Here is a 14,310-nt window from a genome sequence, read left to right on the forward strand (position 1 = left end):
GGCACACTTTCTCCCATCAGCCCGCAGCGCCTCGACCCAGACAGATGCAGACACCTGAACAAGAGCCAGAAAAAAAGAGCCCAGCCAAGCCACAACGCATTCTGATGGTCAATGAGCAGCGCTCGTTTCAGGTGATGATGAAGGCGATGCTGCTCAATCTGGGTATCAGCAACATCACCTACTCCAATACCGCCGAGGATGCGCGGCGCCGCTGCCAGAAGGGCAGCTTCGACATCTATCTCATCGATTACGATTTGGGGGTTGGTGAAAATGGTCGTCAGTTGCTCGAAAGCCTGCGCGACAAAGATCTGATCCCGCCCCAGAGCGTGGTGATCATGGTGAGTGGCGACAGCTCCCGCGCCATGGTACTGAGCGCACTGGAAGCCGAGCCCGACGAATACCTGATGAAGCCCTTCTCTCAGGAGCAGTTCTCGTTTCGCTTGAAGCGAGCCCTCGCCCGGCGCAACGCCCTGGCCAGCGTCTTTACCGCGCTGGCTGATGACAATCTGGCAGCGCTCATTACCGCCTGTGCCGAGCGGGCCGATGCGGTGCCCCGTTTTGCCAACTACTGCCGCTGCCTGCAGGCTGATACCCACCTCAAACTGGGTCAGGCGCAAGAGGCACGCGCCCTGATGCGCCAGCTGCTGGCCGGGCAAGAGAACAGCTGGGCCCGCCTGACGCTGGGCAAGGCCTGCAACACCCTGGGGCTCCACGAAGAGGCGGTCAGCCATCTGCAGGCGACCCTCAAAAATACCCCGCTGATGGTGGAGGCTCACCTCTGGCTGGCGGAATCCCTGCTGGCCCTTGGCAATGACGAGCAGGCGCAGCAGGAGCTCAGACGGGCGGTGGATATCTCCCCCCAGTCTGTGCAACTCTCCCGTCGGCTGGCGGAGGTGTGCCTGCAGCGTCACGACTACGCCCAGGCCAAGGATGTGCTGATGTCGCTGATCGACCTGTCGCGCAACTCGATCCATCGCACGCCCCATTATCTGGGGGCCTATATCCAGACCCTGACCCTCTACGCCCTCAACAGCAACGACAGCTACCACATCGCCAACCTGCAAAAGCAGGTCAATTCTGCCCTGTCGCGCATCCGCGATTCACTGATGATGTCGGAGTTCAACTACCCGGTGTTCGAGCAGATCTGTCAGGCCCGGGTGCAGATTGCGCTGGGCGAGCTGCTCAAGGGCAAGAAGATGCTCTATCGCGCCAATCAGAACTGGCTCGATGAACCGGCCACCATGCCCCCCGCCCTGCTTGGCGAGACCATCCTTGCCCTCTACCAGCTCGGCGAGTTTGAATATGCCGAAAGCCTGCAAGGGCTGCTGGCGGAGGACGAAGATCGGCTGCTCACCACCTGCATTCAGGCAACCCGGGATGACAAGACGGTGCTGGAGCGGCGTCAGCGCTACCAGCAGCTCAACGATCTGGGGATCAAGGCCTATCAGAGTGGCGAGCTGGAACAGGCCCTCGGCCATTTTCGCGAGGCCCTGCGCCGCGCCCCCGCCAATACCGGTGCGGCTCTCAACAAGATCCAGGTGCTACTGCAACTAATGCAGAAAAACCGCAAGAGCCCGGAGTTTGGTGCCGAGTGCAAAGACACCCTGGACGTGCTCGACGGCATCCCCCTCAACCCGGCCCAGCAGGAGCGTTTTCGCAAGCTGCGTCAGGAGTTCAACCAGTTCAGCTAAGACGCCGCCGCGCCCCCTTTTCCCCGCCTATGCTGAAACCAGTTCGGCAATGCGAGGGAAACGAAGATGGCGATGTGCCGTTATCTGGTGGCCGATGGCCGCCACTGCAGTGAAGAGGCTGGCGAGCACGATCTCTGCCACTGGCATGATCCCCACCATACCCATCAGGAAGCCCACACCGCCGAGGCGCTTGAACAGTACGTTCGCGCTGGCGGACTCTGCCACGGCCTGCAGCTGTCACGGGCCAATCTGGCGGGCCTCAATCTGGTCAACAAGGAGTCCGATCAGGGATTTTTGCTGGAGCAGTGCAACCTCTATCGCGCCAACCTGCGCGGTGGTCACCTCTACGGCCTGCGCATGAAGGGCGGCAGCCTGATGAAAGCCGATCTCAGTGATGCCAACCTCCAGTGCGCCACCCTCGATGACGTCAACCTGCTCGGCATCCGCTGGCACAACACCCGGCTCGACAACATGCAGACCGGCAAACGGGTGATGCAAGATCGCAAGGGGCGCCGCGAACGGGATCCCAAACAGGCGCGCATCTGGTTCAAGGAGGCGGAAGAGACCTACCGGGATCTGCGCAAAGCCTCCGAGGCGCAGGGGATCTTCACCATGTCCGGCAACTATATCCAGCAGGAGCTCACCATGCGCCGCCTGCAACTGCCGTTCTGGTCGACCCAGCGTTTTACCTCCTGGGTGGTCGATCTCTTCTGCGGCTATGGCGAGGCCCCGATGCGGGTGGTGCTCTTCTCGTTGCTGCTCATCTTTATCTGCAGCATTTTTTACTTCTTCTGCGGACTGCATTTTCAGGGCGAGCACCTCATCTACCAGCCCGGTGCCCCGCTCGAGCAAAATGCCATCTTCCTGCTCGAATGCCTCTACTACAGCGTGGTCACCTTCACCACATTGGGGTACGGCGACTTCACTCCGGTCGGGCTCTCCAGGATCTTTGCCGCCTTTGAAGCCTTTACCGGCAGCTTCACGCTGGCGCTGTTTGTGGTGGTATTCGTCAAGAAGATGACCCGCTGATCCCACCTCGTGCTCATCGGGCCTGCCACTGGTACAGGCCCGCAGCCAAACTTGCATCCACCGCCGATTCCTAGTCCAATAGCCACTTATAAAAATGACATGAGCATCCCGGACATGAAGATCATCTCTTTCAATATCAACGGCCTGCGCGCCCGTCTGCACCAGCTGCAAGCCATCATCGACAAGCACCAACCCGATGTGATCGGCCTGCAGGAGATCAAGGTGCACGATGAAGCCTTCCCGCTGGCCGATGTGGAGGCCATGGGCTATCACGTGGAGTTTCACGGCCAGAAGGCCCACTACGGGGTGGCCATCATGAGCAAGCAGAAGCCGGTCAAGGTGGAGAAAGGCTTCCCCACCGATGATGAAGAGGCCCAGCGCCGGATGATCATGGCCACCTTCGAACGTGAAGACGGCTCTCTCATCAAGGTGATGAACGGCTACTTCCCGCAGGGTGAAAGTCAGGATCACGAGACCAAGTTCCCGGCCAAGCAGAAGTTCTACGAGGATCTGCAGCACTACCTCGAGACCAACCACACCCCGGACGACCAGCTGGTGCTGATCGGGGATATGAATATCTCCCCCACCGATCTCGACATCGGCATCGGCGAGGCAAACCGCAAACGCTGGCTGCGGGATGGCAAATGCTCCTTCCTGCCCATCGAGCGCGAATGGATGGAGCGACTGAAAGGGTTTGGCCTGACCGACACCTTCCGCGCCGCCAACCCCACCGAGTGCGAGCGTTTCTCCTGGTTTGACTACCGCTCCAAGGGCTTTGACGAGAACCGCGGCCTGCGCATCGATCTCATCATGGCCTCCGACGCCCTCAAGGACAGCGTGACCGAGACCGGTATCGACTACGAGCTGCGCGGCATCGAGAAACCCTCCGACCACGCCCCCATCTGGGCCTGCTTTGCCTGATGTGGCGCCGGATACCGCAATGATATCGCCAATCTGTGAAGCGGCTCGCGGTTGCCCGCGATAAAAGGGCGTAAAAAAACCATCCAGACAAGGTGCCTTATGGCACCTTATTTTTTCAGCAAGGAGTGGCTGACGTGATACGGTTGCGAAGAGCCCTGGCCCGGGATGAACATCCCCGAAGCCCCCCGCCCAAATCGGAAAAGTCAGACTTTTTTCGTCAATCGGCAACCCTAATTGCCACGTTGAGAAGGTTGTGTTCAAGGTTGCCGTCCTATCATCTCCCATTCCAATCATAAAGAAGTTGTTTTTTTAATCATGAAGTTAATGATGTGTATGGAGAAACATGCTGAACGCAGCAGCCGAAATCGATCCAACAGGAGTGTGATGATGAAGGTGCCCAATGCCGGAAGAGAGGTTTACAAACGCAGCTTGCTGACCCTGGCGCTGATCAGTGGTCTGAGTGCCTGTGGCGGCGAGACGACCCAGACGGCACAGACCATGCCCGCCGTCCCTGTGGTGGTCGCCGAGGTCAAGCTGACCGATGTGCCGCTCACCACCGAGATGGTGGGAGAGACCGCCGGTTTTCGCGAGATCGATGTACGCTCCCGGGTCAGTGGCATCCTGCTCAAGCGCACTTATGTGGAAGGCCAGCCGGTTACCGCCGGTCAGGAGCTGTTTCTGATTGACCCGGAGCCCTACAAGGTGGCGCTGGAGCAAGCCAAAGGGACCTTGGCTCAGGAGCAGGCCCGTCTCAACAAGGCCCGTGCCGATCGGGATCGCATCATTCCCCTCTTCAAGCGTCAGGTGGTGAGCCGCAAGGACTATGACGACACCATCGCCAACTACGAGGCGGCCATCGCCAGCCATCAGGCCGCTCAGGCCAAGGTGAAAGAGGCGGAGCTCAACCTCAGCTACACCCAGGTGACTGCCCCCATCAACGGCATGGCGAGCAAGAGCTCCCAGTCCGAGGGGAGCCTTATCTCCACCAGCGGCGACAACGGCCTGCTCACTACCATCACCCAGTTTGATCCGCTCTACGTCAACTTCTCCTACTCGGAGCAGGATCGCCTCAACTTCGAAAACTCGGTAAAGAAAGGGGTAATTGAGGCGAAGGATGCCACCACCTGGCGCACCCATATCCGTCTGGCCGATGGCTCCCTCTATCCGGAGGCGGGCAAGCTCAACTTCTCCGACAACCGGGTCGATCCCCAGACCGGCACCATCCGTGCCCGGGCCATCTTCGACAACAAGGACGGCGTACTGCTGCCCGGCCAGTTTGTCCGCATGACCATCGATCTGGGCACCCGCAAAAACGCCATCGTGGTGCCGCCCCGCGCCATCGTCCAGTCCCAGGCTGACCGCATGGTGATGGTGGTCGATGCCGACAACAAGGTGGTGCCCCGTCCGGTGACCCTGGGCGCGGCAGTCGACTCCGGCGTGCTGATCGAGAGCGGTCTGCAGGCTGGTGAGCGCTATATCGTCGAAGGCTTGATGAAGGCACGCCCCGGCGCCGTGGTAAAACCTGTCTCTGCCGACGAGATGAAGGCGATCACCGGCAAGGTGGTCAGCCAGTCTGCGGCCAAGTAAGGAGCCCGTATGTTTTCCAAGTTCTTCATAGAACGCCCCATCTTCGCCAGCGTGATTTCGATCATTATCGTGCTGGGCGGGTTGGCGGCGATGCGGGCGCTCCCCATCGAACAATATCCCCAGATCACCCCGCCGGTGGTCTCGGTCACGGCGTTTTATCCGGGCGCAACCCCGGAGGTGATCTCCCAGACCGTGGCAGCACCGCTGGAGCAGCAGATCAACGGCGTCGAGCGGATGATCTACATGCAGTCGGGGTCGGCCTCCAACGGCCAGATGAACCTCAACGTCTACTTCGAGATCGGCACCGATCCGGATCAGGCCACCATCAACGTCAACAACCGGGTCTCGGCTGCCATGGCCCAGCTGCCGGAAGAGGTGAAAAAGCAGGGGGTGACGGTCAAGAAGAAATCGACCTCCATCCTGCAAGTGGTCACCCTCCAGTCACCGAACGGCTCGTTTGATACCACCTATCTGTCGAATTACGCCCTGCTCAACATCATCGATGAGCTCAAGCGGATTCCCGGCATCGGTGATACCACTCTGTTTGGCGGTACCGACTATGCGATGCGCATCTGGCTGCGGCCGGATCGACTGGCCCAGCTCGAGCTCACCCCGAGCGACGTGATTGGCGCCATTCGCGAGCAGAACACCCAGTTCGCGGCGGGCAAGATTGGTGCCCAGCCCACCACGGCCCCCATCGACTTCACCTACACGGTGCAGACCAAGGGGCGCCTTGAGGATGTGAAGGAGTTCCAGAACATCATCGTCCGCTCCATGCCCGATGGCTCCAAGATCAGGGTCCGCGATGTCGCCCGGGTCGAGCTGGGGGGCAAGGATTATGATCTGGTCGCCCGCGCCAACGGCAAACCGGCCATCGGTATTGCCACCTATCTGCAACCGGGCGCCAACGCCGTCGCGGTCGCCGATGCGGTGCATGCCACCATGGAGCGACTCAAGGAGCGCTTCCCGCAGGATATCGAGTACCAGATCCCCTACGACACCACCGAGTTCGTGAAGATCTCCATCGAAGAGGTGGTACACACCCTGTTCGAGGCAATCGTACTGGTGTTCGTGGTGGTCTACCTGTTCCTGCAAAACTTCCGCGCCACCCTGATCCCCTGTATCGCGGTGCCGGTGTCGCTCATCGGGACCTTCGCCGGCATGTTGGTGCTCGGTTTCTCCATCAACCTGCTGACCCTGTTCGGCATGGTGCTCGCCATCGGTATCGTGGTGGATGACGCCATCGTGGTGCTCGAAAACGTCGAGCGGATCATGAGCGAGAAGAAGTGCTCCGCCAAAGAGGCGGCCATCCTCGCCATGCAGGAGGTCTCCGGTCCGGTGGTCGCCATCGTGCTGGTGCTCTGCGCCGTGTTCCTGCCGGTCGCCTTTATGGGCGGCATGACGGGGGTGATGTACAAACAGTTCGCCATCACGGTCGCGGTCTCGGTCGCCATCTCCGGTCTGGTGGCACTGACTCTCTCCCCGGCCCTCTGTGCCGTGTTGCTCAAGGAGGGACACCACAAACCGGCCCGCTTCTTCGTCTGGTTCAACGAAAAATTTGACCAACTGACCCGCGGCTATGTGCGGGGTGTAGCCTTCCTGAACCGTCGGGTGGGGGTCGCCTTTGCCATCATCGCCGTGCTGATCCTCTCCATCTACGGCCTCTTCCTGAAAGTGCCGGGCGAACTGGTACCGAACGAAGATCAGGGCTACCTCATCTCCGCCGTCATGCTGCCGGATGCGGCCGCGATGAGCCGGACCCAGGCGGTGGCGGATCAGTTCGACAAGATCGCCATGGCCAACCCCCATGTGAAGGATGTGATTACCTTCTCGGGCTTTGACATTCTCTCCAATGCCATCATCAGCAACAGCGGCATGACCTTCATTACCCTGAAGGACTGGAGCGAGCGTCAGGGGGCCGGACAGGACTCCTTCTCGCTGGCCAAGACCTTCCAGGGCTTGAGCCTGATGGGGCTGGCGGATGGCTTTGTCGCCTCCTTCAACCCGCCTCCCATTCAGGGGATGTCCACCACAGGTGGCCTTGAGGCCTATCTGCAAAACCGTGGCACCGGCAACGCCCAGGCCTTCTCAGGCGAAGTACAGCGCTTCCTTGAAGCAGCCAAGGCGCGCCCGGAGTTTGCCAGCGTCACCAGCACCTACCGCGCCAACGTGCCGCAGGTCTATCTCGACCTGGATCGCGAAAAAGCCAAGGCGCTGGGGCTGCCGATCAACGCGGTGTTCGACACCATGCAGGCCACCTTCGGCCAGGTCTATGTCAACGACTTCAACCAGTTCGGCCGTACCTACCGGGTGCAGTTGCAGTCCGAGGCAGACTATCGCGCCAAGAAGAGCGACATCCGCAACGTCTATGTCCGCTCCGACAAGGGGGAGATGATCCCGCTCAGCAGTCTGGTGACGGTGCGTGATGCCACCGGCCCCGAACTGGTCGAACGCTTCAACATCTTCCAGGCCGCCAAGATCATGGCCCAGCCCGCCCCAGGCTACAGCTCGGGTCAGGCCATCGCCGCGCTGGAAGAGGTCGCCAATGAGGCTCTGGGCAACGACGCCAAGCTGGAGTGGACCGGCTCCGCCTATCAGGAGAAAGCGGCCGCAGGCAGTGCAGGCATGGCCTTTGGTTTCGGTATCGTGATGATCTTCCTCATTCTGGCCGCCCAGTATGAACGCTGGAGCCTGCCGTTTGCGGTGATCACCGCCGTACCGTTCGCCCTGTTCGGTGCCCTGCTCGCCACCTGGCTGGTGGGGCTGACCAACAACGTCTACTTCCAGATCGGACTGGTGACCCTGGTCGGCCTTGCCGCCAAGAACGCCATCCTGATCGTGGAGTTCGCGGTGATGAAGCACGAAGAGGGGATGAGCCTCATCGAGTCGGCACTGGAGGCGGCGCGCCTGCGTTTCCGCCCCATCGTGATGACCTCGCTCGCCTTCATCCTCGGCTGTGTGCCGTTGGTTACCTCCAGCGGGGCCGGTGCGGCAAGCCGTCACGCCCTCGGCTGGCCGGTGATCGGCGGCATGCTGGCGGCCACCTTTATCGCCATCTTCTTTATCCCGCTCTTCTTCCGGCTCATCATGCGCCGCTCGGAGAAACGGGCCTGACCACTGCGGTCTCGCTCACCAAGCCCCTCCCTCACGGAGGGGCTTTTTTATGTCACTCCGTTACATCGCAAACAGATAGGCCTTCATCGCCTTGAGACGCACGGTAGCCGCACCGATGATGTCGATGAAGCCAAGCAGCGGATGGGGTTTATGTGCCGAAATCCAGGCTGAGCCGGTTGCCCCAATTGGCAAGTCCACACCGTCCGGCACCAGCATGTCGAGCACCACTGTCCGGCCATGGCTGGACATGTTGTTGCCCACATGCTGCCGTACATCCTGATCCCCCTGCGCAACACTCATCTGGGCCTCCCCCGTACCAGTAAGTACTGAGTGCACCCGTGCCCGAAAGATGCGCCCTGGATAGGCATCTACATAAAACTCGGCAAACTGGCCTGGTGCTATGTTGCGAAAACTCTGATCCGGAATGCGAAACTCCAGAAACTTGCGAGAAGTGTCGTATAGGTGCATGTTGCCGGTACGGGAACCGCTGGCAATATTGACTATCGAGACCTGACCATCAAACGGAGCCCTGATCACCTTCTCTTCATTCCGTCGCTCCTGCAAGGCCAGCTCTGTCTCTAGATTCAACACCTGAGCTTCAATCGCCTGAACCTTCGCTTCACTGGCACTCAGTTGCGCCAGATCGCCATCAATTTGGGTCTGCAGCTGGTCACGGCTCTGAATACTGGCAAAGTTACCCAACTGGGTCAGCCGAGCCAATTCCTTGTGATTGAGGTTCAGTCGTGACTGGATCGCTCGCTGCTGGCTTACCTCTGACGCCACCTGGGCATGCTGGGCGTCAATCTGATAGCTCAACGCCTGAGCCTTACCGTTACTCTCCCAGTCCGCAAGACTATAAATGGGCTGACCACGCGCAACGCGCTGATTATGCGCAACATAGATCTGATCTATCTGATGAAACTGGTTGATGCCTAGTAAGGGTCCCAACACCGCATGAGGCGCCTTGACCGTCGCCGAATCGGTAAAATCCACCGGAGCCAAATGGCGAGAGGTAGTCAACAAACCAAGCGCCAATAACGCGCCAATTGCGGTACTCCAAAAACCAGTTTTTAGGTTCCAAGGCAATATGTTCAGCTTGACCAGCAACCAGACGATCAGGATATAGGGCAGCAGGATCTCTTTCATGATGCCTCCCCCTCATGACGGCCACGTCGAATACCATGGCCGATAATAAGGCTCATCCGCTCGCTCAGCACATCCCAACGGGCAAAGGCGATGATAACGGCAAGCACCCACCAGGTCTTGTCGATAAACAGTCCGCACAAGGAGAGCGCAAACACCAGGGTGATATGCACCGACTCAGACACCTTGGCACGATGCACAGCGATCTCATGCAGTTGCCACAGCAGATAGACCAGATAGAGGACCACATAGAGAGTGATCACAGTAATCACCCCCATAAAGATCTCGGAATCAAGCAGTACCATGATGGCAGGCAAAGCATGGTTGAACCTGGTCGCCTCAATTGGATAGATGTGGGCACCTTTCGAGAAGAAGACAACCAGAGCGACCGTGACCAATATAAACGTCAGGCGCCAAAGCCACCGCGCTAACGCAGAGGTTGATTGTGATGACATTTGATGTTGTTCCTTGAGTAACGGATGAGCAAACAAGTGGACCTCACGAGCCACCCAGCTAATAACGCGCCGGATCGGCGCGACGGCTAGGATGGAGAAGCCCCCAACCAGTGAAGGCTTGCAAGGCTCACAACTCAGAACTGGTGTTGCACACCGATGTTGAAGAAGTTCAGGTAGCTGTTGTTGTAGCTGCCGGACAAGTGCGGGCGACCGATCCCGTCCTGATCCACTGGCATATCACCCAGCCAGGCCAGGGTATAGCTGGCTTCCACCTTGGTGGCTGGGCTCAACTGATAACTGGCCCCCAGACCCCAGCGCCAACCAGAACCCACTGGAAGCATCACAGTACGGTACTCATCACTCACGGCACTACTGTCATAGCCTATTCCGCTGCTCAAACGCAGTGCAGGGGTGACATCAACCTGTGCCCCCAGGCTGGCATGCCATGTATCCTTGTAATTCATATCAATGGTTTGGCTGCCCATGGCAGATGCCACACCGATATCGCCAAAACGGGACCACTGCTGCCAGTTGGCACTGGCCAGCAAGGCCCACTGGTCGTTGAGCTGGTGATAGCCACTTAGCGTAATGGTCTGCGGAATCATGATCTCGACCCCTAGACCTGCCACATCAGCACGTGGGAAGAGCTGATCTTCCAGCTCCCACTTCAGTTCGGAGAAGTAGCTCAGGCCGATACGGGAGTGCTGATCCAACTCGTAAAGTACCCCGAAGGAGGCGCCATACGCCCAGTCGCTGTTGGAGAATTCCCGCCCTTCCCCCATCCCGGACGTCAGATCCACAGAGGCTTCCAGCGAACCATTCATGGCGATCAGGCTGGCTCCCACTGACCAATTTGAGTCAATGCGGTACGCCAGACTCGGAGCAAAGGCGATGCCGGTCAGCTTGGCCGACTGGGTATAACCACGACCATCCCAGCCATCGCCATAATCGATACCCAGACCGTGACTGCCAAAGACGCCGATACCTGCGACCCATTGATCGTCGATCGCATGGGTCAGATAGAGGCTGCCGAGCGGCGCGGTCTGCAGGGCATTTCCACCGTTGTTACCGCCGCTGTCCAGATCCAGCTCAAGGTCGCCGTATACCACACCGCCATTGACCTGCAACTGGGTACCTTCCAGTTTGGTCATACCGGCCGGGTTACTTGCGATAGTATCTGCCCCTTGGGCACGGGCGGCAGACCCTGCGTTGGCCAGCGCACTGTTGGCAGTGCTGGTCTCGTAGAGGGCAAGGCCGCCAGCCATGGCTGATGGACTCAGCAAAGCGGCAAGCATCAGCGACAACAGTCGTGGCTGCATTTCAATACTCCTGAATAGTGAACATGGTGAGCACCCGGCAAGGTGTGCTGCTCAAAAACACGGTTTGACTCTTTGATTGTCAGCATCCGGGAGACCTGCGGCTTTATACTGCTCGCTCATGGCGTCACGGGATGGATAAGGTCGGCAAGCACTCCTGCCGCAGTCATTTATGCCGGAGCAAAAGAGTGAACCATCACGCCATCGTGGTAACTGACAGGGGCATCCTAACGGGATGAGAGGCATGCTTCATTAGGGTTGGGCATACGCAATGGTTAAGCACTGCTTAAATATCCCCCCCCAACACAGCACCTCTATAACATCACCGGCGCCATTGACCTTCACCTCGTGGTAAGGTTTACAGTCCCGCCATCTGCTCCCGAAGGATGCCCGGATTGTCACTCACCCAGCTTGCTGCAAGATTGCCCTCAGTTGCTCTGGTCCGGCTATTGCTGGCGCTGCTGCTCGTCTGCAATCTGACTCTCTGCATTAGCTGGCATGGTTCTCCCCTCTCCTCCGAGCCGACCCCCAGCAGCGCCCAATCGATGGTGATGTTCGATTCATCCATGGCGATGGCGGATAGCGATATCTCTCATGCAATGCCCGCGATGGATCACCCGGACGATGTCATGCCCCTCTCCTGCCATCAGGGAGACGAGGGGTCAGCCATGGGCGATGAGTGCCAGATGCAGACCGGCGTCAATGCTCTCTCCTTCGGCGCGATGACTCTGCTTGGGGTACTGGTCGCTCTGCTGCTCTTTCCCTTGCTACTTTGCAACAACTTCGCAACTGCACTGCTTGATAACTGGTTGCGGGATCCCTTCCTGCGATCGCGCGGTACTCACCCTCCCTCCTGGCCGCGCCGACATCTGATGCTGTCGGTGTTACGCCACTAGAAAGTCCTTCTCTTGCGGCAGCGGCAAGCCTCGGCTTGTCCGTTTTCTGCTGCCTTGCCTGACCCTGTGACGACTGGCCCCGCCAGCAACAGGGAGCCGTGCGCGCTGATACAGCTGCGCCCCGTTTGCCGCCAATCCCTTGGGTGATGCCTTGCACCTCACCCGACCGGCGGCCTGCAAAAGAGAAGACGTATTATGTCACCAGCCCACTTTTCACCGTCCAAGGTTGCTGCCTTTGCGGGCGCATTACCCTCCTGCACTTTCTGCATGCAGATCCGCGTAGGAGGCCAGTCATGAACAAGACCGTCCTGATGTCGGCCCTGCTGCTCGCCCTTGGAGCTGGTGGCGGCTACTGGGCCGCCAAACAGACCTCCGCTGGCACTGCAGCCAAGGAGAAGACGCCCCTTTACTGGGTCAACCCCATGGATCCCCGCGACAAGCGCGACGGCCCGGCCAAGGACAACATGGGGATGGACTTTATCCCCGTCTATGAGGAACAAAAAAACGGCTCGCCGGGCACAGTCACCATCAGCCCCGAGATCCAGCAGAACCTGGGGGTGCGGCTCGCCAAGGTAGAGAAGCTCCCTATCCACCAGCAGATCGAGACGGTGGGCTACGTCGGCTATGACGAGGACAGGCTGGAGGCGGTCAACGCCCGCATGGCGGGCTGGATCCGCACCCTCGCCATCAAGAGCGAGGGGCAGCAGGTGAGCAAGGGAAGCCTTATTTACGAGCTCTACGCGCCGGATCTGGTCAACGCCCAGCACGAGTACCTGCTCGCCCTCAACACAGCCAACCCACTGCTGCTGCGCGCTGCCGAGGGCAAGCTCAAGTCCCTACAGGTGCCGGCGGATCAAATCGCCGCCCTCAAGCGCAGCCGTCAGGTGCAGGAGACGGTGCGTATCTATGCCCCCAGCAGCGGTTATGCCTCCGAGCTGAAGGTGCGCGAAGGCCAGTATGTGGAGCCCGCCGCGGCCCTCTTTAACATCAGCACCCTCAAGCAGGTGTGGGTCAGTGCAGAGGTGTTCGAGCGCCAGGCCGCCCAGCTGAAGGTGGGGGATCCGGTCACCATGACCCTCGACTATGCCCCCAGCCGCAGCTGGCAAGGTAAGGTGGATTACCTCTATCCGACCCTCGATGCCGCTACTCGCACCCTCAAGGTGCGGCTGCGCTTTGACAACCCGGACGAGTTTTTGAAACCCAACATGTTTGCCAAGGTGAGCATTCGCACCGGGCAGGGAGAGCCGCAATTGGTGGTGCCGAGCGAAGCGGTGATCCGCACAGGCAGTCAGGATCGGCTGGTGCTGGCGTTGGGGGATGGCAGCTTCAAGTCGGTCGCCGTCACTCTCGGCCCCCAGTTTGGCGACAAGGTCGCCATCAAGGCGGGGGTAGAGGCTGGGGATAACATCGTCAGCTCGGCCCAGTTCCTGCTCGACTCCGAGTCGGCCATCGATTCGGACTTCCAACGTATGACGGCGGTGCGCCCAGCCCAGGTATGGACCCAGGGCGAGGTTGAAAGCATCGATCGGGCCAACCGTACCCTGATGGTCTCCCACCAGCCCATCCCCGAGTGGCAGTGGCCCGCCATGGAGATGGAGTTCACCGTCGCCGAAGGAGTCGACATCAGCAAGCTGGTCGAGGGGGAGACCCTCCATCTTCAGGTGATGCAGGAGGGGGATGAGTACCGCATCACCACCATCCATCAGGAGAAGGCCCCGACCAGCGGCCATGCTCTTGAGCAGGAAAAAGATGAGATGGAAGGGATGGGCCATAGCCAGCACAATATGGGAGCCAAGCCATGATCCCCTCGATTATTCGCTGGTCCGTGGGCAACCGCTTTCTGGTGCTGCTATTGACCCTCATGCTCACCGCCTGGGGGCTCTGGTCGGTCAAGCAAACCCCGGTGGATGCCCTGCCGGATCTCTCCGATGTGCAGGTGATCATCAAGACCTCCTATCCGGGCCAGGCGCCCCAGGTGGTGGAAGATCAGGTGACCTACCCGCTCACCACCGCCATGCTGGCGGTGCCGGGGGCCACCACGGTGCGCGGCTACTCCTTCTTCGGCGACTCCTTCGTCTATGTGCTGTTTGACGACAACACCGACCTCTACTGGGCCCGTGCCCGGGTACTGGAGTACCTGAGCCAGGTGGCCCCCAAC

11 protein-coding genes are annotated in these 14,310 nt (G+C 59.7%); 8 read left to right on the forward strand and 3 right to left on the reverse strand.

The genetic code is table 11. From position 1 onward, the window contains the following. The first annotated feature begins 44 nt into the window (after nt 1-44). The 5 genes from BN1139_RS12610 (at nt 45) to BN1139_RS12630 (ending at nt 8,342) form a co-directional block, all read left to right on the forward strand. Nucleotides 45-1,691, forward strand: coding sequence for a tetratricopeptide repeat-containing response regulator (locus tag BN1139_RS12610; RefSeq protein ID WP_005361691.1), 1,647 nt, complete (start codon nt 45-47; stop codon nt 1,689-1,691). A gap of 66 nt (nt 1,692-1,757) precedes the next feature. Then, nucleotides 1,758-2,720 (forward strand): ion channel, encoded by a 963-nt coding sequence (locus BN1139_RS12615; RefSeq protein ID WP_005353221.1) that lies wholly within the window; start codon nt 1,758-1,760, stop codon nt 2,718-2,720. Between the two features lie 114 nt (nt 2,721-2,834). Further along, nucleotides 2,835-3,641 (forward strand): exodeoxyribonuclease III, encoded by an 807-nt coding sequence (gene xthA, locus BN1139_RS12620; RefSeq protein ID WP_005353222.1) that lies wholly within the window; start codon nt 2,835-2,837, stop codon nt 3,639-3,641. Between the two features lie 387 nt (nt 3,642-4,028). Beyond that, entirely contained in the window at nt 4,029-5,228 is a 1,200-nt protein-coding gene (locus tag BN1139_RS12625) for an efflux RND transporter periplasmic adaptor subunit (protein WP_005353223.1), read from the forward strand. Between the two features lie 9 nt (nt 5,229-5,237). Beyond that, on the forward strand, nt 5,238-8,342 hold the full coding sequence (locus BN1139_RS12630) for an efflux RND transporter permease subunit (protein ID WP_005353224.1): 3,105 nt from the start codon (nt 5,238-5,240) through the stop codon (nt 8,340-8,342). Between the two features lie 60 nt (nt 8,343-8,402). Here BN1139_RS12630 and BN1139_RS12635 read toward each other — a convergent pair whose 3' ends face one another. The 3 genes from BN1139_RS12635 to BN1139_RS12645 form a co-directional block, all read right to left on the reverse strand. Then, nucleotides 8,403-9,488, reverse strand: a complete 1,086-nt coding sequence (locus BN1139_RS12635) for an HlyD family secretion protein (protein ID WP_005353238.1) — start codon at nt 9,486-9,488, stop codon at nt 8,403-8,405. Next, nucleotides 9,485-9,790 carry a hypothetical protein gene (locus BN1139_RS12640; RefSeq protein ID WP_021231217.1) on the reverse strand — a complete coding sequence of 102 codons (306 nt, stop codon included), beginning with the start codon at nt 9,788-9,790 and terminating at the stop codon, nt 9,485-9,487. Before BN1139_RS12640 ends, BN1139_RS12635 begins: the two co-directional genes overlap by 4 nt. Nucleotides 9,791-10,074: 284 nt before the next feature. Continuing rightward, nucleotides 10,075-11,259 (reverse strand): OmpP1/FadL family transporter, encoded by a 1,185-nt coding sequence (locus BN1139_RS12645; protein WP_005353242.1) that lies wholly within the window; start codon nt 11,257-11,259, stop codon nt 10,075-10,077. A gap of 392 nt (nt 11,260-11,651) precedes the next feature. On the opposite strand from BN1139_RS12645, the gene BN1139_RS12650 reads away from it, so the two are divergent. The 3 genes from BN1139_RS12650 to BN1139_RS12660 form a co-directional block, all read left to right on the forward strand. Then, nucleotides 11,652-12,152, forward strand: a complete 501-nt coding sequence (locus BN1139_RS12650) for a hypothetical protein (protein ID WP_005353244.1) — start codon at nt 11,652-11,654, stop codon at nt 12,150-12,152. 293 nt (nt 12,153-12,445) lie between these two features. Continuing rightward, entirely contained in the window at nt 12,446-13,954 is a 1,509-nt protein-coding gene (locus BN1139_RS12655; protein ID WP_005353246.1) for an efflux RND transporter periplasmic adaptor subunit, read from the forward strand. After that, nucleotides 13,951-14,310 (forward strand): efflux RND transporter permease subunit (locus tag BN1139_RS12660; protein WP_041980540.1); only part of this gene is annotated, 360 nt, incomplete at its 3' end. The genes BN1139_RS12655 and BN1139_RS12660, both read left to right, overlap by 4 nt.

This window comes from Aeromonas veronii bv. veronii, from assembly GCF_000820225.1.
Lineage (GTDB): Bacteria > Pseudomonadota > Gammaproteobacteria > Enterobacterales > Aeromonadaceae > Aeromonas > Aeromonas veronii.

Excerpts from the sequence above, each read along its gene's own strand:
- BN1139_RS12610 (WP_005361691.1), top strand. The coding sequence starts at position 45 with ATGCAGACACCTGAACAAGAGCCAGAAAAAAAGAGCCCAGCCAAGCCA.
- BN1139_RS12615 (WP_005353221.1), top strand. The coding sequence starts at position 1,758 with ATGGCGATGTGCCGTTATCTGGTGGCCGATGGCCGCCACTGCAGTGAA.
- xthA (WP_005353222.1), top strand. The coding sequence starts at position 2,835 with ATGAAGATCATCTCTTTCAATATCAACGGCCTGCGCGCCCGTCTGCAC.
- BN1139_RS12625 (WP_005353223.1), top strand. The coding sequence starts at position 4,029 with ATGAAGGTGCCCAATGCCGGAAGAGAGGTTTACAAACGCAGCTTGCTG.
- BN1139_RS12630 (WP_005353224.1), top strand. The coding sequence starts at position 5,238 with ATGTTTTCCAAGTTCTTCATAGAACGCCCCATCTTCGCCAGCGTGATT.
- BN1139_RS12635 (WP_005353238.1), bottom strand. The coding sequence starts at position 9,488 with ATGAAAGAGATCCTGCTGCCCTATATCCTGATCGTCTGGTTGCTGGTC.
- BN1139_RS12640 (WP_021231217.1), bottom strand. The coding sequence starts at position 9,790 with ATGGTACTGCTTGATTCCGAGATCTTTATGGGGGTGATTACTGTGATC.
- BN1139_RS12645 (WP_005353242.1), bottom strand. The coding sequence starts at position 11,259 with ATGCAGCCACGACTGTTGTCGCTGATGCTTGCCGCTTTGCTGAGTCCA.
- BN1139_RS12655 (WP_005353246.1), top strand. The coding sequence starts at position 12,446 with ATGAACAAGACCGTCCTGATGTCGGCCCTGCTGCTCGCCCTTGGAGCT.